18 protein-coding genes are annotated in these 20,693 nt (G+C 70.7%); 16 read left to right on the forward strand and 2 right to left on the reverse strand.

Annotation, left to right across the window (positions count from 1 at the left end; translation table 11 throughout):
• Window positions 1–34 precede the first annotated feature (34 nt).
• Both ACYVLP_RS10470 and dxr read left to right on the forward strand, forming a co-directional pair.
• On the forward strand, window positions 35–556 hold the full coding sequence (locus ACYVLP_RS10470) for a pyridoxamine 5'-phosphate oxidase family protein (RefSeq protein ID WP_460627272.1): 522 nt from the start codon (window positions 35–37) through the stop codon (window positions 554–556).
• A gap of 25 nt (window positions 557–581) precedes the next feature.
• The gene (gene dxr / locus ACYVLP_RS10475) at window positions 582–1,802 is read left to right on the forward strand and encodes a 1-deoxy-D-xylulose-5-phosphate reductoisomerase (RefSeq protein ID WP_460627273.1); all 1,221 of its coding nucleotides are present in this window, start codon (window positions 582–584) and stop codon (window positions 1,800–1,802) included.
• A gap of 26 nt (window positions 1,803–1,828) precedes the next feature.
• On the opposite strand, the gene ACYVLP_RS10480 is transcribed toward dxr, so the two are convergent.
• Window positions 1,829–2,032, reverse strand: coding sequence for a hypothetical protein (locus ACYVLP_RS10480; protein ID WP_460627274.1), 204 nt, complete (start codon window positions 2,030–2,032; stop codon window positions 1,829–1,831).
• Window positions 2,033–2,127: 95 nt separating this feature from the next.
• Here ACYVLP_RS10480 and ACYVLP_RS10485 point away from each other — a divergent pair, with 95 nt between their 5' ends.
• The 5 genes from ACYVLP_RS10485 to ACYVLP_RS10505 all read left to right on the forward strand — a co-directional run bounded on the left by ACYVLP_RS10485 (window position 2,128) and on the right by ACYVLP_RS10505 (window position 11,238).
• Entirely contained in the window at window positions 2,128–3,450 is a 1,323-nt protein-coding gene (locus ACYVLP_RS10485; protein ID WP_460627275.1) for a M50 family metallopeptidase, read from the forward strand.
• Window positions 3,451–3,574: 124 nt separating this feature from the next.
• Window positions 3,575–4,735 carry a flavodoxin-dependent (E)-4-hydroxy-3-methylbut-2-enyl-diphosphate synthase gene (gene ispG / locus ACYVLP_RS10490; RefSeq protein ID WP_460627276.1) on the forward strand — a complete coding sequence of 387 codons (1,161 nt, stop codon included), beginning with the start codon at window positions 3,575–3,577 and terminating at the stop codon, window positions 4,733–4,735.
• Window positions 4,736–4,830: 95 nt separating this feature from the next.
• The gene (locus tag ACYVLP_RS10495; RefSeq protein WP_460627277.1) at window positions 4,831–8,736 is read left to right on the forward strand and encodes a Pls/PosA family non-ribosomal peptide synthetase; all 3,906 of its coding nucleotides are present in this window, start codon (window positions 4,831–4,833) and stop codon (window positions 8,734–8,736) included.
• Window positions 8,736–10,052: a M1 family metallopeptidase gene (locus tag ACYVLP_RS10500; protein ID WP_460627278.1), complete on the forward strand. Its 1,317-nt coding sequence runs from the start codon at window positions 8,736–8,738 to the stop codon at window positions 10,050–10,052. Before ACYVLP_RS10495 ends, ACYVLP_RS10500 begins: the two co-directional genes overlap by 1 nt.
• Window positions 10,053–10,392: 340 nt before the next feature.
• Window positions 10,393–11,238 carry a GNAT family N-acetyltransferase gene (locus tag ACYVLP_RS10505; protein ID WP_460627279.1) on the forward strand — a complete coding sequence of 282 codons (846 nt, stop codon included), beginning with the start codon at window positions 10,393–10,395 and terminating at the stop codon, window positions 11,236–11,238.
• Between the two features lie 7 nt (window positions 11,239–11,245).
• Here ACYVLP_RS10505 and ACYVLP_RS10510 read toward each other — a convergent pair whose 3' ends face one another.
• Window positions 11,246–12,106, reverse strand: a complete 861-nt coding sequence (locus ACYVLP_RS10510) for a GNAT family N-acetyltransferase (RefSeq protein ID WP_460627280.1) — start codon at window positions 12,104–12,106, stop codon at window positions 11,246–11,248.
• Window positions 12,107–12,193: 87 nt separating this feature from the next.
• Here ACYVLP_RS10510 and ACYVLP_RS10515 point away from each other — a divergent pair, with 87 nt between their 5' ends.
• The 9 genes from ACYVLP_RS10515 to ACYVLP_RS10555 all read left to right on the forward strand — a co-directional run bounded on the left by ACYVLP_RS10515 (window position 12,194) and on the right by ACYVLP_RS10555 (window position 20,239).
• The gene (locus ACYVLP_RS10515) at window positions 12,194–12,697 is read left to right on the forward strand and encodes a pyridoxamine 5'-phosphate oxidase family protein (RefSeq protein ID WP_460627281.1); all 504 of its coding nucleotides are present in this window, start codon (window positions 12,194–12,196) and stop codon (window positions 12,695–12,697) included.
• Between the two features lie 106 nt (window positions 12,698–12,803).
• Entirely contained in the window at window positions 12,804–14,570 is a 1,767-nt protein-coding gene (locus tag ACYVLP_RS10520) for a proline--tRNA ligase (RefSeq protein WP_460627282.1), read from the forward strand.
• A complete protein-coding gene (locus ACYVLP_RS10525; RefSeq protein WP_460627283.1) occupies window positions 14,567–15,310 on the forward strand; it encodes an HAD family hydrolase in 744 nt (247 codons plus the stop codon). Before ACYVLP_RS10520 ends, ACYVLP_RS10525 begins: the two co-directional genes overlap by 4 nt.
• On the forward strand, window positions 15,307–16,089 hold the full coding sequence (locus tag ACYVLP_RS10530) for a TSUP family transporter (protein ID WP_460627284.1): 783 nt from the start codon (window positions 15,307–15,309) through the stop codon (window positions 16,087–16,089). Before ACYVLP_RS10525 ends, ACYVLP_RS10530 begins: the two co-directional genes overlap by 4 nt.
• Window positions 16,090–16,318: 229 nt before the next feature.
• Window positions 16,319–17,707 carry a ferredoxin reductase family protein gene (locus ACYVLP_RS10535; RefSeq protein ID WP_460627285.1) on the forward strand — a complete coding sequence of 463 codons (1,389 nt, stop codon included), beginning with the start codon at window positions 16,319–16,321 and terminating at the stop codon, window positions 17,705–17,707.
• 68 nt (window positions 17,708–17,775) lie between these two features.
• Window positions 17,776–18,291: an FMN-binding protein gene (locus ACYVLP_RS10540; protein ID WP_460627286.1), complete on the forward strand. Its 516-nt coding sequence runs from the start codon at window positions 17,776–17,778 to the stop codon at window positions 18,289–18,291.
• A gap of 90 nt (window positions 18,292–18,381) precedes the next feature.
• Window positions 18,382–19,149, forward strand: a complete 768-nt coding sequence (locus tag ACYVLP_RS10545; protein ID WP_460627287.1) for an FAD:protein FMN transferase — start codon at window positions 18,382–18,384, stop codon at window positions 19,147–19,149.
• A gap of 46 nt (window positions 19,150–19,195) precedes the next feature.
• Window positions 19,196–19,591: an ArsR/SmtB family transcription factor gene (locus ACYVLP_RS10550; RefSeq protein WP_460627288.1), complete on the forward strand. Its 396-nt coding sequence runs from the start codon at window positions 19,196–19,198 to the stop codon at window positions 19,589–19,591.
• Between the two features lie 24 nt (window positions 19,592–19,615).
• Complete coding sequence (locus tag ACYVLP_RS10555; RefSeq protein ID WP_460627289.1) at window positions 19,616–20,239, forward strand: SRPBCC domain-containing protein; 624 nt, start codon at window positions 19,616–19,618, stop codon at window positions 20,237–20,239.
• The last annotated feature ends 454 nt before the right edge of the window (window positions 20,240–20,693 follow it).

The raw sequence follows: 20,693 nt of genomic DNA on the forward strand, positions 1-20,693 counted from the left end.
TGTCGGTGTCGGCGCGCGGGTCTACCGTCAGAGGATGCTGGAGACATCTGACGAGATCGACGCCCTGCAGGGACTGCTCGACGCCTCGCTCGCCACGGCGACGGGGCACCTGCGCTCGATCATCACCGATGAGCGCACACTGTCCGCCGAGCAGCTCGTGGCATTGCTGACGGGGATGAAGGTGCTCGCCGTCGCGACCGTCACGCAGGCGGGCGAACCGCGGATCAGCGCCCTCGACGGCCACTTCCTCCACGGCACGTGGACCTTCAGCACCGCCGGCGGCGCCGCCAAGGCCAAGCACCTCGCGCGGAGCCCGGCGGTGTCCGTGGCCCACATCGACGGGGAGGAGCTCGCCCTGTTCACGCATGGGTACGCCGAGCTGATGCCGCCCGGCCCCGAGCGCGACGAGGTCGAGGCCCACTGGACGGCTCACTACGGCAGCAGCCCGTGGTCGTGGGCCGACGACATCCGGATGTACCGCCTGCGGATGACCTGGGCCGTGGCCTACGCCTTCAAGCGCGACGAGCTGCTTCGCTCGAGGCACGTCACGGCCTGAGCCGCAGGTGCGGAACAATGCCGGGGTGACTCCAGCAGCCCCGGCGCCGTCCGCACAGCGTCCCCGACGCGTCATCCTGCTCGGCTCCACCGGGTCGATCGGCACGCAGGCGATCGACCTCGTCCGGCGCAACCCCGACCGGTTCGAGGTGGTCGGACTCTCCGCAGGGTCCAATCTTGCCCTCGTTGCGGAGCAGGCGGTCGCGCTGCAGGTGCCGGTCGTGGCTGCTGCCGCCGCTGGTGAGGGTGAGCTGGCCGACGCGATCGGCAAGGCGGCCGACCAGGCCGGCGTGACGGCATACGACCCGGAGCTGCTCACGGGCGACGACGCGAGCACGACGCTCGCCGCCCGCCCCGCCGACGTCGTCGTCAACGGCATCACCGGCGCCATCGGGCTGGAGCCGACGCTGGCCGCCCTGCGTGCGGGCACGACGTTGGCCCTGGCCAACAAGGAGTCGCTCATCATCGGCGGCCCGCTCGTCAAGGCCGTCGCCCGGCCGGGCCAGATCGTGCCGGTGGACTCGGAGCACAGCGCGATCGCGCAGTGCCTCCGCGGCGGGCGCGCCGACGAGGTGCGGCGGCTCGTCGTGACCGCGAGCGGCGGGCCGTTCCGGGGCCGGAGCCGCTCCGAGCTTGCAGATGTCACGCCTGCGGAGGCCCTCGCCCACCCGAACTTCGCGATGGGCCGCGTCATCACGACGAACTCCGCGACCCTGGTCAACAAGGGGCTCGAGGTGATCGAGGCCCACCTGCTGTTCGACATCCCCTTCGACCGGATCGAGGTCGTCGTCCACCCGCAGCAGATGATCCACTCGATGGTGGAGTTCGTCGACGGCTCGACCATCGCGCAGGCGGGCCCGCCGCGGATGCTCGTGCCCATCGCCCTCGGCATGTCGTGGCCCGAGCGCATCCCCGACGCTGACGTCCCGTGCGACTGGACGCGCGCCCAGTCGTGGGAGTTCGAGCCGCTCGACGACGAGGCGTTCCCCGCGGTCGCCCTCGCGCGCCGGGTCGGCGAGGCCGGAGGCACCTGGCCCGCGGTCTACAACGCCGCCAACGAGGTGTCTGTCGACGCCTTCCACGACGGCCGGATCGGCTTCGTGGACATCGTCGACACCGTCGCTGCGGTGGTGGAGTCGTATGCCGCCCAGCCCCTTTCGCGGGTCACCGACCTCACTCTCGACGACGTCCTCGCCGCCGACGCGTGGGCCCGCACCGCTGCGGCGACCACCCTCACCCGACCCTGAAACCCGGGGTCGATGTTATCCGCGCGCTATACAGCGCGCTCGTACATCGAACCGGAGTCGAGTGAGGCGAGCCCCTGGGCGACCTGGTCCATGAAGAGGTCGGTCTCGAGGCGCAGCCCGATGATGTCCCGCACGACATCGCGGATGAAACGTCGGCGTGTCCGCGCCCGGACGACTCGTTGCGCGGCGGCCAGTCGTCGTGGGGTGGTGAGCCCCTGTTGCACCGTCATGAGCAGGATGAGCGGGATTACATCGACCGGGGATGGGGCGGAGCACATGGGTGCGGATGTGACAATGAGGTGTGCTGTTCGTCCTAGGTGTCCTCGTGATCGTCGTCGGTGTGGCGATGTCCATCGCGCTGCACGAGATCGGCCACCTCGTGCCGGCCAAGAAGTTCGGCGTCAAGGTCACCCAGTACATGGTCGGCTTCGGCCCGACGGTGTGGTCCCGCAAGCGTGGCGAGACCGAGTACGGCATCAAGGCCATCCCGCTCGGCGGATACGTCCGGATGATCGGCATGCTCCCGCCACGGCCCGGGGACGAGCCGGGCAAGCTGCGCACGCTGTCGACCGGACGGTTCAGCCAGATGGTCGACCAGGCCCGGGCCGACTCGATGGAAGAGGTGCAGCCCGGCGACGAGGACCGGGTCTTCTACAAGCTGAGTCCCGGCAAGAAGATCATCATCATGCTCGGCGGCCCGGTGATGAACCTCATCATCGCGTTCGTCCTGCTCACTGGCGTCATCACGCTCTACGGCCTCCCGCAGGTGGCCCCCAAGGTGGGTGCGCTGTCGACCTGCGTGCCCTCGGCGGTCCCCACCGTGCAGGTGCCCCAGCCGAAGTGCAAGCCCGGTGACCCCGTGGCCCCGGCCGTGGCTGCCGGCCTCAAGGACGGCGACCGGGTCACGGCGATCAACGGCAAGCCCGTCACCTCCTGGACCGAGGTGTCCACCGCGATCCGCGACGGCAAGGGCCAGCCGATGACCTGGCAGGTGCAGCGAGGCAACGGGCAGGTCGACCTCACCATCGCTCCGGCAGTCCTCGAGCGGGCGACCTACGACGACCAGGGCAACCTCGTCGTCAAGGACGGCAAGCCGGTGCTCGCATCCATGGGCTTCGCCGGCATCACCCCCGGCCAGGAGCTCGTGAAGACCCCGCTGCTCCAGGCGCCCGCCTTCGTGTGGGACCGGACCGTCGACACCGCCTCGATCATCGTCAAGATCCCGCAGAAGATGGCCGGCGTCATGCAGGCCGCCTTCGGCTCGGGAGAGCGCGACCCGAACGGCCCGATCTCCGTGGTCGGGGTCGGCCGGATCGGTGGCGAGGTCGCCGCGCTCGACATCCCGGCCGACGAAGGCGGCAACTGGGTGAAGATCGCGCAGCTCATCCTGCTCATCGCCTCGCTCAACCTCGCGCTGTTCGTCTTCAACCTCATCCCGCTGCTGCCCCTCGACGGCGGCCACATCGCGGGGGCGATCTGGGAGGCGATCAAGAAGGGCTGGGCACGGTGGCGCGGCCGCCCCGACCCGGGGTTCGTCGACGTGGCCAAGGGCCTACCGATCGCGTACGGCATGTCGATCGTGCTCATCACGATGTCGGTCCTGCTCATCTACGCAGACATCGTCAAGCCCATCAGCATCTTCGGCTGAGTTGTTGGCGCCTCGCTGCGCTGGGTCCAGTCAACGCCCGCGCCGCGGCTGAACGACCGGCGGCGAGCACTAGCCTGACGCCCTCGACGCGGGGCCGCACCGTGGTCCGCGACATAATGGCGCCATGAGCGTTTCCCTCGGTATGCCGTCCGCACCCCCGCCGGTCCTCGCGCCTCGGCGCAAGACCCGCCAGATCATGGTCGGCAAGGTCGGGGTGGGCAGCGACTACCCGGTGTCCGTGCAGTCGATGACCACGACGCCGACAACCGACATCAACGCGACCCTGCAGCAGATCGCCGAGCTCACCGCGGCGGGCTGTGACATCGTGCGGGTGGCCTGCCCGAGCCAGGACGACGCGGACGCCCTGCCCGCGATCGCGCGCAAGAGCCAGATCCCGGTCATCGCCGACATCCACTTCCAGCCCAAGTACGTCTTCGCTGCCATCGACGCCGGCTGCGCGGCGGTGCGCGTCAACCCAGGCAACATCCGCCAGTTCGACGACAAGGTCAAGGAGATCGCCGACGCAGCCAAGGCGGCGGGCGTCTCGATCCGGATCGGGGTCAACGCGGGGTCCCTCGACAGGCGACTGCTCGAGAAGTACGGCAAGCCCACGCCCGAGGCCCTGGTCGAGTCCGCGGTGTGGGAGGCAGGCCTCTTCGAGGAACACGACTTCCACGACTTCAAGATCTCGGTCAAGCACAACGACCCGGTCGTCATGGTGCGCGCCTACGAGCTGCTCGCCGAGCGTGGGGACTGGCCGCTGCACCTCGGCGTCACCGAGGCCGGCCCGGCTTTCCAGGGCACGATCAAGTCGGCGACGGCGTTCGGGGCGCTGCTGTCCAAGGGGATCGGTGACACCATCCGCGTGTCGCTGTCGGCCCCTCCGGTCGAGGAGGTCAAGGTCGGCAACCAGATCCTCCAGAGCCTCAACCTCAAGCCTCGAAAGCTCGAGATCGTGTCGTGTCCGTCGTGCGGTCGCGCCCAGGTCGATGTCTACACCCTCGCCGACCAGGTGACGGCCGGGCTCGAGGGCATGACCGTCCCGCTCCGGGTCGCGGTGATGGGGTGCGTCGTCAACGGCCCGGGCGAGGCCCGCGAGGCGGACCTCGGCGTGGCCTCGGGCAACGGCAAGGGCCAGATCTTCGTCAAGGGCGAGGTCGTCAAGACGGTCCCGGAGAGTCAGATCGTCGAGACGCTCATCGAGGAGGCGATGCGCATCGCCGAGGAGATGGGTGAGCCGGTCGACGACGAGTCCGCGGGGTCGCCCTCGGTCACCGTCGGCTGACGACTCGGCTCGCGCGGCTCGCCGAAGGTCCACCCGGCGTTCACCTCGGCTCACTACGATTTGTGGGAAAGCCAGCCTGAGCCCGAGGAGCGCGATTGTCCGATCCGCTGCTGGCCGGCGGACGTGCGCCGGCACCGCGCACCCTGCTGGACGTCCTCGACGAGACCATCGCCACCCACCCGGACGCCGCAGCACTCGACGACACGCTCTCGGTGCTGACCTACGCCGAGCTCGGTGACCACATCGCCGGGCTGGCTGCCGAGCTGTATGCCGCCGGGGTCCGTCGCGGTGACAAGGTCGGGGTCCGCGCCCCCTCGGGCACCCATGACCTGTACGTGGCGATCCTGGGCATACTGCGGGCGGGTGCGGCATACGTCCCCGTCGATGTGGACGACCCGGACGAGCGGGCCGACCTCGTGTTCGGCGAGGCGGGCGTCGTCGCCGTCGTCGGCGCGGGCCGGCGCATCATCCCTGGAGCGGGCGCGAGCGGAGCCGCCGGAGCCGTAGCCACGGTCGCGGAAGCGGACCAGGACCCGCCGCAGACGCCCGGCCTCGAGGACGATGCCTGGGTCATCTTCACCTCGGGCTCGACGGGCGTGCCCAAGGGGGTGGCGGTGTCGCACCGCTCTGCCGCGGCGTTCGTCGACGCGGAGTCGAGGATGTTCCTCCAGGCCGAACCCATCGGGCCGGGTGACCGCGTGCTCGCGGGTCTCTCGGTTGCGTTCGACGCCTCGTGCGAGGAGATGTGGCTGGCGTGGGGGCATGGTGCGTGCCTCGTCGCAGCCCCGCGGGCCCTGGTGCGTACCGGCATGGACCTCGGCCCGTGGCTCATCACGCAGGAGATCACGATCGTCTCGACCGTGCCGACGCTGGCTGCCCTCTGGCCGCCTGAGGCGCTGGAGCCTGTCCGCCTGCTCATCTTCGGCGGCGAGGCGTGCCCGCCCGAGCTGGCCGAGCGCCTGGCCACGGCCGACCGCGAGGTCTGGAACACCTACGGCCCGACCGAGGCCACGGTCGTGGCGTGCGGCGCGCTCATGGACGGCCGCAGCGCCGTGCGGATCGGGCTGCCGCTGGACGGCTGGGACCTCGTCGTCGTCGGACCCGACGAGCGACCGGTGGCCGCAGGGGAGACCGGCCAGCTGATCATCGGGGGCGTGGGTCTGGCGCGGTACCTCGACCCCGCCAAGGACGCCGAGAAGTTCGCACCGATGCCGTCCCTCGGCTGGGAGCGCGCGTACCGCTCGGGCGACCTCGTCGTCAACGACCCCGACGGGCTTCTGTTCGTCGGACGCGCCGACGAGCAGGTGAAGCTCGGCGGCCGGCGGATCGAGCTCGGTGAGGTCGACGCCGCGCTCCAGGGACTCGACGGTGTGTCCGGTGCCGCCGCGGCGGTCAAGTCCACCCTGGCGGGCTCGCAGGTGCTCGTCGGCTACGTCGTGCCCGACGACGCCGACGGGTTCGACCACGACCAGGCGATGTCGCGACTGCGCGAGGAGCTGCCGGCCGCACTCGTCCCGCTCCTCGCGGTGGTCGAGGATCTGCCCACCCGCACCTCGGGCAAGGTGGACCGCAACGCCTTGCCCTGGCCGTTGCCCGGTGCCGAAGCGGAGGGTGACGACGGCGCTGACGAGCTGAGCGGCATACCGTCGTGGCTGGCCGGGCAGTGGACGAAGGTCCTCGGAGTGCCCGTGCGATCGCTCGACGCTGACTTCTTCCGCCTCGGCGGCGGCTCCCTGTCGGCCGCCCAGCTGGTGTCCGTGCTGCGTGCCACCCACCCGACGGTGACCGTCGCGGACGTCTACTCCCACTCGCGGCTCGGAGCCCAGGCCGAGCTGCTCGAGTCCCAAGCACCCGCCGCCACCGCAGGTCCGACGCGAGAGGTGCGCCGGATCCCACGCACCTCGCAGCTCGTGCAGACGCTGCTCTCGGTCGTGCTCCTGACGATCCGCGGACTCCAGTGGCTGGTCGCCGCGCTTGCCGCCACCGAGCTGCTCCGCGCCCTCGACCTCGCCCCGTGGGCGAAGCCGGTGTCGTGGTGGGTGGTCGGGATCGGCGCCTTGGCGTTCCTCACGCCCATGGGGCGAATGACCTTGGCGGCGTTGGGAGCCCGCCTCATTCTCTCCGGCGTCCAACCGGGCACGTACCCGCGCGGGGGCTCCGTGCAGATCAGGCTCTGGGCCGCTGAGCGGTTCACCGAGGAGATGGGTGCCATCACGCTCGCGGGAGCGGCCTGGATCAACACGTACGCTCGCGCCCTCGGGGCGCACATCGGCCACGGTGTCGACCTGCACACCGTCCCGCCCGTCACGGGGATGCTGACGATCGGAGACGGCGCCAGCGTCGAGCCGGAGGTCGACCTGTCCGGGTACTGGATGGACGGCGACGTCGTCCACGTCGGCACCATCGAGATCGGACCGCGGTCCGTGGTCGGCGCTCGCAGCACGATCGGGCCCAACGTCCGGATCGGGCGCGACGCCCTCGTCGAGGCGGGCTCGACCGTCCTGACGGACGTCCCACGAGGGGTGTCGGTCGCCGGGTCGCCGGCATCGCGCGCCAAGGCGCGTCTCGGCGGAGGCGGCTGGCCGTCGGAACCGGCTCCGCGCCGGGTCTACTGGCTGCCGATCTATGCCGTCTCGTCCATGCTCGTGTCCCTGCTGCCGCTCGTCGCGCTGCTGCCCGGCCTGATCCTGCTCGGCCACGCGTTGCGCGACGCGACGTCGCTGCGTGCCGCGGTGCTGCGGTCGTATGCCGCCGTGCCCGTCCTCACGCTGTTCGCGATGATCGCGCTCGGCATCCTCATCGTGGTCATCGTGCGGCTGCTCGGAATCGGCCTGACGGAGGGGTTCCACCCGGTCCGCGGCCGGGTCGGCTGGCAGGTGTGGATGACTGAGCGGCTGCTCGACCAGGCGCGCACCCTGCTGTTCCCGATCTACGCGAGCCTCTTCACCCCGACCTGGCTGCGGTTGCTCGGTGCGGACATCGGCAGGGACGTCGAGGCCTCGACGGTGCTCCTGGTGCCTCGCATGACCTCGGTGGCAGACGGCGCCTTCCTTGCGGACGACACCATGGTCGCCAGCTACGAGCTCGGTCGCGGCTGGCTGCACACCGCGCCGGCCCGGGTCGGCAAGCGAGCCTTCCTCGGCAACTCGGGCATGACCGCGCCGGGGCGGCGTGTACCGAAGAACGGACTCGTCGCCGTGCTCTCGGCGGCACCGACGAAGTCGAAGGCGGGGTCGAGCTGGCTCGGCAGCCCGCCCGTGCGCCTGCGGCGCGCCCCCCAAGCCACGGACGACGAGCGCACCTTCCGGCCGTCGCGGCGGCTCAAGCTGGTCCGGGGGCTGGTGGAGCTGTCGCGCATCGTCCCCGTGATGGTCACCGTCGCGCTCGGCGTCACCGTGCTCGTGGTGCTCACCTATGTCGTGACCCGGTGGGGCATCTGGCCGGCGGCCCTGACGAGCGGGGTGCTGCTCGCGCTGGTCGGTGCCCTGGCCGCAGCGATCACGACCATCTCCAAGTGGGTCGTCGTCGGGTCGTTGCCGGCCGCGGAGCATCCCCTGTGGAGCCCGTTCGTGTGGCGAAACGAGGTCGTGGACACCTTCGTCGAGATGGTGGCGGGGCCGTGGTTCGCCTGGACGGCGACGGGCACTCCGGCGATCAACATCTGGCTGCGTTCGCTCGGTGCCAAGATCGGGCACGGGGTCTGGTGTGAGACCTACTGGCTGCCCGAAGCCGACCTCGTGCGTCTGGGCGACGGCGTGACCGTCAACCGGGGGTGCGTCCTGCAGACCCACCTCTTCCATGATCGAATCATGAGCATGGACGCGGTGACCCTGGGCGACGGCGCGACTCTCGGCCCGAACGGCGTGATCCTGCCCGCCGCCGTGATCGCCGAGGGCGCGACCGTGGGGCCGGGGTCGCTCGTCCTGCGCGGGGAGTCCGTGCCGGCGGGAAGCAGGTGGACCGGCAACCCGATCGCCCCGTGGACGCGAGTCGAGGGCTGATGTCCAGTCCCACCCGGCCGTTGCCGGCACTCGATCCCTACGTCCCGGAGCGCGGCGACGCGGGCTATGCCGTGACGCACTACGACCTCGACCTCGACTACCGCGTGTCGAGCAACCGCCTCGCGGGCAAGGCGGCGCTCGACATCGTGGCTGTCGAGCCCGTCTCGGTGATCCACGTGGACCTCGTCGGACTGCGGGCCACCAAGGTGCTGCTCGACGGGGGTGCGGTGAAGTACGCCCACCGCGGCGATCGCATCCGCGTCACCCTTCCGCGTCGTCTCGCGGAGGGCGAGACCGCGCGGCTCCAGGTGACCTATGGCGGCAACCCCGGACCGGCACGCAGCCGCTGGGGCCCGGTGGGATGGGAGGAGCTCGACGACGGGGTCCTCGTCGCGGCGCAGCCGTCGGGAGCGGCCACCTGGTTCCCGTGCAACGACCACCCGAGCGACAAGGCGACCTACCGGATCACGGTCGACTGCGACTCTCCCTATGACGTCGTCGCGACGGGCACGCTGGTGTCGGTGCGGTCGCGGGGGAGCCGCACGCGACGGGTGTTCGAGCAGCCGCGGCCGATGGCGACCTACCTGGCCGCGGTCCACATCGGGCGCTACACGAGGTTCGTGCTCGCGGAGTCGCCGGTGCGTCAGGAGGTGGTCCTGCCAGAGCGGTTGACCCGTCAGGTGCGCATCGACCTCGCGCGCCAGCCGCGCATGATGGAGGTCTTTGAGCGCGCGTTCGGGCCCTACCCCTATGACGAGTACACCGTGGTCGTGACTTCCGACGAGCTCGAGATCCCGCTCGAGGCGCAGGGGATGGCAACCTTCGGCCCGAACTGGCTCGCGGGGCGGCGGCGCGAGGAGCGGCTCGTGGCCCACGAGCTCGCCCACCAGTGGTTCGGAAACAGCCTGACCATCGCGACCTGGCAGGACATCTGGCTCAACGAGGGCTTCTCCTGCTACGCCGAATGGCTGTGGTTCGAAGCGGCTGACGGCATCTCGGCGGACACCTCGGCGCGCTCGCACTGGGCCAGGCTCGATGCCCTGCCGACCGACATTGTCATCGGCGACCCTGGTCCCGACCTCATGTTCGACGACCGCGTCTACAAGCGCGGGGCACTGACGTTGCACGCGCTGCGGCTGCGCATGGGCGATCCCGCCTTCTTCGCGATGCTGCGTGAGTGGACGGCGACCAACGCGCACGGCTCGGTGACGACGGAGGCCTTCACCGAGCAGGCCGGGCGTCACCTTGACCCGGACGAGGTCGCCCGGCTGCTCGACGAGTGGCTCTGGGGCACAGACCTGCCCGGTCTGGACTGAAGCCACCCAACGCAGTCGGCGCCCGACCCGTCCCAAGGACATGCCAAGCCGCCTGGGAGCGGGAGCTCGTGCGGGGACGCCACGCGCAATGCTCGGTTCGTATGTTCTCCGGCCTGTGGATACCGAGAAGGTCGGCCTGGCCACGCAGGCAACGCTTGCCCGGCATACGGCTGAGCGTGAAGGCGCGCACTGGAGCGGGTTGATGTGTGCGTCGGGACCGGCACGTCGCGCACGGTGACCCAGACGCCCCCGCATGTCCACCGGCACGACGGCTCCATCGTGACGCATCCGTGAGGCGTGCCGGGGTGACACCCGGCCCGGCGGCGGGCAGTCTTGGGGAGTGCTCCGCCAACGCCTCCCCGTGCGGCCGCTGTCGGTGGCCGACCGCGCCGCGGCGCTCGCCTGCTGCGGGCGAGACCGGGTGGCCAACGTGTTCGTGGCGGCACGGATCGTCGAAGGGTCGATCGCGTCGTCACCCGGTTCGCTGCTCGGCCACTGGAGCGACGGACAGCTGGCGGGCCTGGCGTGGGTGAGCGCCAACGTCGTGCCCGTGGAGCTGGACGAGGACGGTATCGCCGCGATGGCCACGCGGATCATGCGGATGCGCCGGCAGTGTGCGTCGCTCTTCGGGCCGTCAGAGCAGGTCAACGCGCTCTGGGAACGCCTCGGTCCGACGTGGGGCCCCGTCCGCGCGGTCCGGACGCATCAGCCGCTGCTCACGACGAGCACCCGGCCCTCGGCCCTCGGGCTGCCGCTCGACCCCGACGTCCGCCCGGCCCGGCTCAACGAGGTCGACATCGTCCTGCCGGCCGCCGCCCACATGTTCACCGAGGAGATCGGCTACCCGCCGTACCACGGCTCCGACCGCGGCTACCGCGCCAGCATCGGGGCGCTGATCCGGGCGGGCCACACATACGTCAAGGTCGAGGACGGTGAGGTCGTCTTCAAGGCCGATGTCGGGTCGCTGGCGCTGGGCTGCGCCCAGGTGCAGGGGGTGTGGCTGCACCCGCGGCTGCGCGGGCAGGGCTTGTCGGTGCCGGCCATGGCCTCCGTCGTCGAGCAGGTGCTCGACGGGCTCGCCGACGAGGTCTCCCTCTACGTCAACGACTTCAACGTTGCGGCGCGGTCGACCTACGCCCGATGCGGGTTCCGGCAGGTCGGGGCGTTCACGACCGTCCTGCTCTGACGGTGTCTCACGCGAACCGGATCGAGACGTTGTCGCCGTCGCGGCGGTAGCCCATCGCCTGGTAGATCGCGTTCGACGTGGGGTTGGCCAGGTCGGTGTAGAGGATGCACCGCGCTCCCGCGTCCATGCGGGCCGCGCTCAGGGCGTGCACGACACCGGAGGCGTAGCCGTTGCCGCGCAGCTCCACCGGTGTCCAGACGCCGGAGATGCGCGTGACCCCGCCGCTCGTCGGCGACGCGTACGCCATCGACGCGGGTGTGCCGTCGACCTCCCAGATCCCGACGAGCCCGGCGGCCACGTGCTGGTCGAGGCTGTTCACCACTCGGCCGCCGGTCGCGACCGTGGTCCCTTCGATCGTGTCGACGAAGTCCTGGCTCCATGCGTCCACCACAGTGGCGTCGTGAGGCGTCGCGAGCCGGAAGCGCCCGGCGACCTCGAACGGCAGGCTGGGGCGCTCGGGCAGGTTGAACCGTCCGACCTCCATCTCGACGGTGGCGGTGGTGCCCGTCAGGCGCACCCACTCCGAGGCGAAGGCCTCGACGGGCTCGCGAAGCCCGGAGGCGCCGTGCACGGACTCGCCCTCGCCCGCGAGCAGCTCCGCCAGGCCGCGGGCCTGGTCCGGAGTCGACACGGCGATGTGCAGCGGGTGCGGCGGCGTGTGCATGAACGCGGCGACCACGTCGCCGGCAGCGTCCCGGGCAACCCACCACCGCGGCCCCACATAGCGCGTCGGGTCGGACAGGAGCCCCTCGGTCACGCTCGACAGCACACTCATCGACTCCGGGTCCCGCTCGACGAGCGGAGCGACCGTCCTCTTGGCCTCGTGGGGGTCGGTGAGCAGGGTGAACGTGACGGGGGTGGGCGGCATACGGCACACGATGGCATCGCCGGGTGACCGCCGCACGCGGATTTCGCGCGGCGACGAGGCTGCGGTCCTCGCCCGTAGGGTGGAGCGATGACGAGGTCAGCAGGAGTCACCGCCACGGGCGACCGGCGGATCGCCGCCGAGGTCGTTCTCGCCAACCACTACGTCGTCCTCGCGACGGCCGACGCCGACGGTATGCCGTGGGCCTCGCCGGTCTACTTCGCGGCCGACCAGCTGCGGACCTTCTACTGGGTCTCGCGTCCCGCATCAGAGCACTCGCGCAACATCGAGCAGCGCCCCGAGGTGTCGCTCGTCGTCTTCGACTCGACTCAGCCGCTCGGGACCGGGATCGGCGTCTACGCGCGCGGACACGCGGTGCGTGTGCCCGACCCGGAGGTGCCGACCGCGATCGCCACGTACTCCCGTTGGAGCGAGGAGGACGGGGCGGGGCCCTGGGACCAGGCCCGTCTCGGCGCGGCAGGCCTGGCCCTCTACCGCGCGGAGGTCACCGACCTCAGCGTGCTGCCGGGCCGCGGCCTCGACGAACGGGTCGCGCTCGAGGTCGACCTGTCCGCCCACGAGCCCACCCCCTGAGAGCACCCAGCCGGCCCGGACGACAATCCGGGAGCCAGCGCGACCGCATCGCCGGATATCCTTCCGGGGTTCGACCCCACAGCACAACGCCCAACAAGGAGTCCTGGTGGCCCTGCACATGTCGTCCCTGTTCCTGCGCACCCTTCGCGAGGACCCGGCGGACGCAGAGGTCCCGAGCCACAAGCTGCTCGTCCGCGCCGGCTACATCCGCCGCGTCAGCCCCGGCGTCTACACCTGGCTCCCGCTCGGGCTGCGGGTGCTGCGCAACGTCGAGCGCATCGTCCGCGAGGAGATGAACGCCATCGGCGCCCAGGAGCTGCTCTTCCCGGCACTGCTGCCCAAAGAGCCGTTCGAGGCGACCGGCCGGTGGACCGAGTACGGCGACAACATCTTCCGCCTGCAGGACCGCAAGGGCTCCGACCACCTCCTCGGGCCGACCCATGAGGAGATGTTCACGCTCGCGGTGAAGGACCTGTTCAGCTCGTACAAGGACCTGCCGCTGTCGATCTACCAGATCCAGACGAAGTACCGCGACGAGGCGCGGCCGCGCGCCGGAGTCCTTCGCGGTCGTGAGTTCGTCATGAAGGACAGCTACTCCTTCGACGTCGACGAGGCGGGCCTCGACAAGTCTTACCAGGCCCACCGTGATGCCTACGTGCGCATCTTCGACCGCCTCGGCTTCCACTACGTCATCGTCGAGGCGATGGCCGGCGCGATGGGCGGCAGTAAGAGCGAGGAGTTCCTCGCGACGGCAGAGGTGGGCGAGGACACCTACGTCCGCTGCACGAGCTGCGGGTATGCCGCCAACGTCGAGGCCGTCAAGGTGCCGGCCCCCGCGCCGGTCGGGTGGGACGGCGTGCCCGCAGCGCACGCTGAGGACACTCCGGACACCCCGACCATCGAGACGCTGGTCGACCACCTCAACGAGCGGTTCCCGCGCGACGACCGGTCGTGGACGGCGGGCGACACGCTGAAGAACGTCGTCGTCACCCTCGTGCAGCCCGACGGCACCCGTGAGCCGCTCGCGATCGGCGTGCCCGGCGACCGTGAGGTCGACGAGAAGCGCCTCGGCGCCCAGGTCGAGCCCGCTGAGGTGGACGCGTTCACCGAAGCGGACTTCGCCGCTCACCCGGGGCTGGCGAAGGGCTACATCGGGCCCGGCGCGCTCGGGCTCGATGGGACGACCGGTATCCGCTACCTGCTCGACCCGCGCATCTCCGAGGGGACCCGCTGGGTGACCGGGGCGAACGAGGCCGGCCGGCACGTCATCGACCTCGTCGCCGGGCGTGACTTCACCGCCGACGGCACCATCGAGGCGGCCGAGGTCCGGTTCGGCGACCCCTGCCCGAACTGCGACCACGTCCTCGAGGGCGCGCGGGGAATCGAGATGGGCCACGTGTTCCAGCTCGGCAAGAAGTACGCCGAAGCGCTCGATCTCAAGGTGCTCGACCAGAACGGCAAGCTCGTCACGGTCGTCATGGGCTCCTACGGCGTCGGCGTCTCGCGGGCCGTCGCCTGTGTCGTCGAGGGCAACAACGACGAGGCGGGCATCGTCTGGCCGCGCGAGCTGAGCCCGGTCGACGTGCACATCGTCGCGACGGGCAAGGACGAGCCGGTCTTCGTCAAGGCGGAGGAGATCGCGCGCGAGCTCGAGGCGCAGGGGCTGTCGGTCCTCGTCGACGACCGCAAGGGCGTCAGCCCGGGCGTCAAGTTCAAGGACTCCGAGCTCATCGGCGTGCCGACGATCGTCGTCGTCGGCCGCGGCCTCGCGGACGGCACCGTAGAGATCAAGGACCGCCGTTCCGGCGAGCGGCGCGAGGTCGGGCTCGACACCGTCGTCGGCAAGCTCGTGTCGGAGGTGCGCGGATCGTGACCGGCCCGGCGACGCCGCCTGGCGTATCCGCCGTCATCTTCGACTGGGGCGGGACGATCACGCCGTGGCACACGGTCGACATGCTCGCGCAGTGGACGGCGTTCGCCGAGGGGGTCGGCGCGCTCGCGTGCGCCCGGAGCGACCTTGCGGCGCAGCTGTATGCCGCCGAGGACCTCGCGTGGAAGCGCGGCCGCTCGGACGGGGCGAGTGCCCGACTGGACGAGATCCTCGCGGAGTGCGGGCTGCCGCAGGGCCACCCGATAACGGAGGCCGGCACAGCGGCATACCGGGACTTCTGGGAACCGCACACGCTGACGCACCCTGCGATCGGTCCACTGTGGAAAGCGTTGCGTGACAACGGGATTCGCGTCGGCGTTCTGTCCAACACGATCTGGGACCGCACCTATCATCGTTCGATCTTCGAGCGCGACGGCGTGCTCGAGCTCATCGACGGTGACGTCTACTCCAGCGAGACGCCGTGGGTGAAGCCGCGGGCGGAGATCTTCGCGCACGCGGCCGAGGTGCTCGGAGTGGCGCCAGGGGAGTGCGCCTACGTCGGCGACCGGTCCTACGAGGACGTCCACGGCCCCCAGCAGGTCGGCATGCGCGCGATCTGGATCCCGCACTCGACCATCCCCGTGGACCAGCAGGTGTCGCACGACGCTACGCCTGACGCCGTGGCACAGGAGCTTGCGGACATCCTGACGATCGTCACGGGCTGGAACGAAAGGACGGCGTGAGCGACCCCTCTCTCACGACGTTCGTCTTCCTCGGGCTCGCTGCGCTCCTCGCCGGCTGGATCGACGCGGTGGTCGGCGGCGGTGGGCTGGTGCAGCTGCCTGCGCTGCTCGTCGGGCTTCCCGGAGCGAGCCCGGCCCAGCTGCTCGCCACGAACAAGTTCAGCTCGATCTTCGGCACGGCGACCAGCTCGATCACGTACTACCGCCGGGTGCGGCCGGACCTGCGTACCGCTCTGCCGATGGCCGCGGTCGCCTATGTCGGCGCGGTCCTCGGCGCGCTCATCGGCCTGCACATCCCGAAGTCTGCGTTCAACCCGATCATTCTCGTGCTGCTCGTCGTCGTCGGGGCATACACCCTGTTCAAGCCCGACCTCGGCCGGGAGTCGATCCTGAGGTTCCACGGCCCGCGGCACGTGGTCCTCGCCATGATCACGGGATTCGTCATCGGGGTGTACGACGGCGCACTGGGCCCGGGCACCGGCAGCTTCCTCGTCTTCGCCCTCGTGGGCCTGCTCGGCTACAACTTCCTCGAGGCCAGCGCCAAGGCCAAGATCACGAACTTCGCGACGAACCTCGGCGCGCTGACGGTCTTCGCACCGATGGGCCTGGTCATGGTGAAGGTCGGCCTGGTCATGGCAGGGGCCAACCTCCTCGGTGGGTACATCGGGGCCCGCACCGCGGTGGCCCGGGGGAGCGGCTTCGTCCGGGCGGTGTTCGTCCTCATCGTCACCGCCTTCATCGTCAAGATCGGCGGGAGCCTCGTCGGCTGGTGGTCCTGACGGGCCCCTGACGGTGCCCTGACGGGTGCAACGCTGTGGTCGACCACGGTCCGCCCCGCGTCGCCACCGCGTCGCCACCGCATCGCGTCCCGTCGCCACCCGTCGCCACCGCATGGCGTCCCGTCGCCACCCGTCCCGACCGGGTCGCCGGAGGCGCAGAGTGATCGCTCACACGGACGTCATCCCGCCCCCACAGGTGACCCACAGGGTGCCGCACAAGGCTCGTCCCATGTCCGCAGCCACCCTGTCCGAGGCCCGCACGCTGCCCCGACTCCCGCTCTGGTGGCGTGACCTGACCGCCTCGCTCGGCTGGGCCGTGCTCCTCTTCGTCGTGGCGCTGTGGGTCGCGGGCGGTGGGCTGACGGCCTCCGACACCGTCGGCGACGCGGTGACGAGTCTCGGGCGCCTGTGCGGGCTCGTCGGCTCGGCGCTGATCCTCATCCAGCTGTTCCTCATGGCGCGCGTCCCGGTGATCGAGCAGGCCTGGGGCCAGGACGAGCTCGCCCGCCTGCACCGCATCGTCGGCTTCACGTCGATCAGCCTCGTGCTCACGCACATCGTGGTCACGATCGCCGGCTACAGCCTCGGCACCGGCATCGGGGTCATCGGCACCTTCCTGGACGAGGTCCTCCACTCGCCGGGCATGCTGCTCGCGCTCGCCGGCGCGGTCGCGCTCGTCATGGTCGCCGTCACGTCGGTCAAGGTGGCCCGGCGGCGGCTGCGGTACGAGTCGTGGCACCTGCTGCACCTCTACGCGTACCTCGGTGCCGGGCTGGCGCTGCCGCACCAGCTGTGGACGGGTCAGGACTTCCGGGCGAGCACGGTGTCTACCGTCTTCTGGTGGGGGCTGTATGCCGCCGCGCTGGCCTCGGTGCTCGTGTTCCGGGTCGCGCTGCCGCTCGTCCGGTCGTACCGGCACGGGCTCGTCGTGACCGACGTCGTGGCCGAGTCGCCGACCGTCACCTCCGTGGTGGTCTCCGGCCGGCGGCTAGACCGGATGCCGGTGCGCGCCGGGCAGTTCTTCCAGTGGCGGTTCGTCGATGGCCCCGGCTGGACGCGGGCCAACCCGTACAGCCTGTCGGCGGCCCCCGACGGTCGCAGCCTGCGGATCACGGCCTCCGCCGTGGGTGAAGGCAGTGCGCGGCTGGCGGGCCTGCGTCCAGGCGCCAAGGTGCTGGTCGAAGGGCCCTACGGCCGGATGCACTCGGGCGTCCGCACCCGAGAACGTGCGGTGCTCATCGGCGCCGGCATCGGCATCACACCGTTGCGCGCCCTGCTCGAGGAGCTTCCGGCCGGCCCGGACTCGACGGTGGTCATCTACCGCGTCTCCCGGGAGGCCGACATCGTCCTCGCCGGTGAGCTGCTGGACCTCGCCCGCGCCAAGGGCGCCCGCGTCGTCGCGGTGGTCGGTCGCCGGCCGCACGACCGCCAGAGCTGGCTGCCCGCGGACTCCGCCCAGCTCGGCGACGCCGGTGCGCTGCTGCGCATCGTCCCCGACATCGCCTACCGCGACGTCTACGTGTGCGGCCACCCCGACTGGATGGACCTCGTCATCGACGCCGCACGCTCGGCCGGTGTGCCGGCCGAGTCGATCCACCACGAACGCTTCAGCTACTAGCGCGCTCCGACCTCACCTCGACTCCCGACTCCGACCTCACCCGACCGACCCGAACCAGAGAGCCCCCCATGCGAAGGATCGTCATCTGGGCGATGAGCACCCTGACGGTGCTCGTCCTGCTCTTCAGCTACAGCACGTCGCGTTCGTCGACCCTGCCACCCACCGCAGCAACCTCCGAGACCCGGAAGGTGGCACCGAACGCCGTCTCGGGCTCGTCGGGTTCTTCGGGCTCGTCAGGCTCGTCGGGTTCTTCGGGGTCGTCAGCGTCGTCAGGGTCGTCAGGCGGCACGGCTGCGGCATCGAGCTCGGAAAAGACCTACGCCGGGGACGCCGTGATGACGCGCTACGGCGCCGTGCAGGTCCAGATCACCGTGGCCGACGGAAAGATCACCGCGGCCGACGTGCTGCAGGTCCCGTGGCAGGACCGGCACGACCAGATGATCAACTCTCAGGCCGTCCCGGTCTACAACGACGAGGCGGTCCAGGCGCAGTCCGCGCAGATCGACGTCGTCTCCGGCGCGACGGTGACGTGGGAGGGCTACACCCAGTCGCTGCAGTCGGCGATCGACGCGGCCCACATCTAGGCCACCGTTACGCGCGAGGCAGCCTGGCGGCATACCGCACCCAGCAGCATACGAAACCACCCGACAGGACCGAGGAGAGCGAGGCACAGGATGAGCACGTGGGTCAGACACGCACCGGCACGCCGGGCATGGGTGGAGCAGATCATGGGAATGCCGGTCAGCATCCACCTCAGAGGTGATGCCGTCGACGGGCCGGAGGCCGAGGTCGCCGTGGCGCAGGCCTTCCGGACTATGCGCGAGATGGACGGCATCTTCTCGACCTACCGCGACGACTCCGACCTGATGCGGCTGCGTCGGGAGGAGGTGGGCCTCGGCGCGTGCAGCCCGCTCGTCAGAGAGGCGCTGGCCATCGGTGAGCGGGCCGAGCGGCTGACCCACGGTGCCTTCACGACGCTGCTGCCGACCGGCGACGGCGACCTTGCGTTCGACCCGACCGGCTTCGTCAAGGGCTGGGCCGTCGACCTGGCAGCCAAGGCCCTGGCTAACCTGCCTCGGATCTCTTTCTGCCTCAATGCAGGCGGTGACATGCTCATCGGCGCGCACCCCGAGATGCCGCTCGCCGGTGAGGACGCCATCGCTTGGCGTGTCGGGATCGAGGACCCTCACGACCGGAGCCAGATCGCGAGCACGGTGTCCCTGACACACGGTGCCGTCGCCACCTCGGGAACGGCCGCGCGGGGCGCTCATCTCTACGACCCGGCGGCCGGCAAGCTCGTCGGGCGCGCCGGGTCGGTGACCGTCATCGGGCCGACCTTGCTGTGGGCCGACGTGTGGGCGACGGCGCTCTTCGTCGGCGGTGAGGTGACGCGCGAGGCGTTCGCACTGTCCGCTCCCGACTACCTGTCGACGGCGCTCTGACTCCTTACGTCTTGACTTAATTAAGCAGCCGTGCAAATAATGAGGAATGCACGCGCTGGACATCCTCGGCGACCCGGTCCGCCGGCGCATCCTCGAGCTGCTCGCCAGCGCTGACGGCGGCGAGCGCTCCTCGGGCGAGCTCGCGGCCGTTATCGCCGGGGAGTTCGGCATCTCGCATCCGGCCGTCTCCCAGCACCTCAAGGTGCTGCGCGACAACGGGTTCGCGTCCGTGCGCGCGGAGGGCACCCGCCGCCTGTATGCCGTCGAGCCGGGTCCCTTGGAGGAGCTCGACGCGTGGGTGGCGCAGTTCCGCGCCTTCTGGGGCCAGCGTCTCGACGCCCTCGGCACCGAGCTGCGGCGCGGGCGCCGGGCCGGCCCCGAGACGCCCGTCCACGCGTCTACTGACGCGTCCACCGATGCCACCACAGACTCGACCGTCTGACCTGTCGCCGACAAAGGAGAAACCATGACTGCCATCGACCACGTGAGGTCCATCGACCGCACCGTCTCCGCCGGAGAGCGGGCGGGAACGCCGACCAAGAGCGTCACCGTCAATCAGAGCTACCCCGTGGGGGTTGCCGAGCTGTGGGACGCCGTCACCACGGGTGAGCGGATCTCGCGGTGGCTCATGCCGATCACGGGTGACCTCCGGATCGGCGGGCGGTACCAGCTCGAGGGCAACGCAGGCGGCGTCGTCGAGGAGTGCGTGCCGACCGAGCGCATCGCCGTGACGTGGGAGTACGGCGGCGACGTCTCCTGGGTCGTGGCCACCCTCTCGGACGGCGACGACCGGAGCAGCCTGAAGGTCGTCCACACCGCCCATGTCGATGACGAGAGGTGGGCCGAGTTCGGCCCCGGAGCGGTCGGGATCGGCTGGGACATGATGCTGCTCGGCCTGTCGCTCTACCTCGAGTCGTCGACCTCGATGGACCCTGCGGAGGCCGCGGCGTGGACGATGAGCCCCGAGGGCAAGCAGGTCATGACCGAGAGCGGCACGGCGTGGCGCGACGCGCAGATCGCGAGCGGAGATGACGAGACTGCCGCCCGGGCTGCGTCGGAGCGCTGCATCGCGGCCTACACCGGAGGCTGAGCGGCTGAGAACCGGCGACGACTCGGGCGACCACTCGGGCGACCACTCGGGCGACCGCTCGGGCGACCGCTCGGGCGACCGCTCGGGGCGACGACTCGGGGCGACGACTCGGGCGACCACTCGGGCGACCACTCGGGCGACGACTCGGGCGACGAAGCGGACGACCACTCGGGGCGACGACTCCGGCGACGACTCCGGCGACGACTCGGGCGACCGCTCGGACGTCCGGCCCGGGCAACGACTCGGGCGAGGTATGACTGTTGGCCGTCCGTCGGTTTGGGGCCTGCCGTTGTTGGGCATCCCGACAGCCCCGCCGTCGCTGGGCGGGGTGTGGGGCGGTGCAGCTATAGGTGCCAGGTGACGCTGGTTGGGGTGACGGTGGCGGTGAGGTTGCGTTGGTGCACGAGGGTGTGGTGGCGGCCGCAGAGGAGGGCGCCGTTGGTCAGGTTGGTGG

Source organism: Intrasporangium mesophilum, assembly GCF_054783095.1.

Coding starts and splice junctions, on each gene's coding strand:
- ACYVLP_RS10470 (WP_460627272.1), top strand. CDS start 35: ATGCTGGAGACATCTGACGAGATCGACGCCCTGCAGGGACTGCTCGAC.
- ACYVLP_RS10480 (WP_460627274.1), bottom strand. CDS start 2,032: ATGACGGTGCAACAGGGGCTCACCACCCCACGACGACTGGCCGCCGCG.
- ispG (WP_460627276.1), top strand. CDS start 3,575: ATGAGCGTTTCCCTCGGTATGCCGTCCGCACCCCCGCCGGTCCTCGCG.
- ACYVLP_RS10500 (WP_460627278.1), top strand. CDS start 8,736: ATGTCCAGTCCCACCCGGCCGTTGCCGGCACTCGATCCCTACGTCCCG.
- ACYVLP_RS10510 (WP_460627280.1), bottom strand. CDS start 12,106: ATGCCGCCCACCCCCGTCACGTTCACCCTGCTCACCGACCCCCACGAG.
- ACYVLP_RS10515 (WP_460627281.1), top strand. CDS start 12,194: ATGACGAGGTCAGCAGGAGTCACCGCCACGGGCGACCGGCGGATCGCC.
- ACYVLP_RS10535 (WP_460627285.1), top strand. CDS start 16,319: ATGTCCGCAGCCACCCTGTCCGAGGCCCGCACGCTGCCCCGACTCCCG.
- ACYVLP_RS10540 (WP_460627286.1), top strand. CDS start 17,776: ATGCGAAGGATCGTCATCTGGGCGATGAGCACCCTGACGGTGCTCGTC.
- ACYVLP_RS10545 (WP_460627287.1), top strand. CDS start 18,382: ATGAGCACGTGGGTCAGACACGCACCGGCACGCCGGGCATGGGTGGAG.
- ACYVLP_RS10550 (WP_460627288.1), top strand. CDS start 19,196: ATGCACGCGCTGGACATCCTCGGCGACCCGGTCCGCCGGCGCATCCTC.
- ACYVLP_RS10555 (WP_460627289.1), top strand. CDS start 19,616: ATGACTGCCATCGACCACGTGAGGTCCATCGACCGCACCGTCTCCGCC.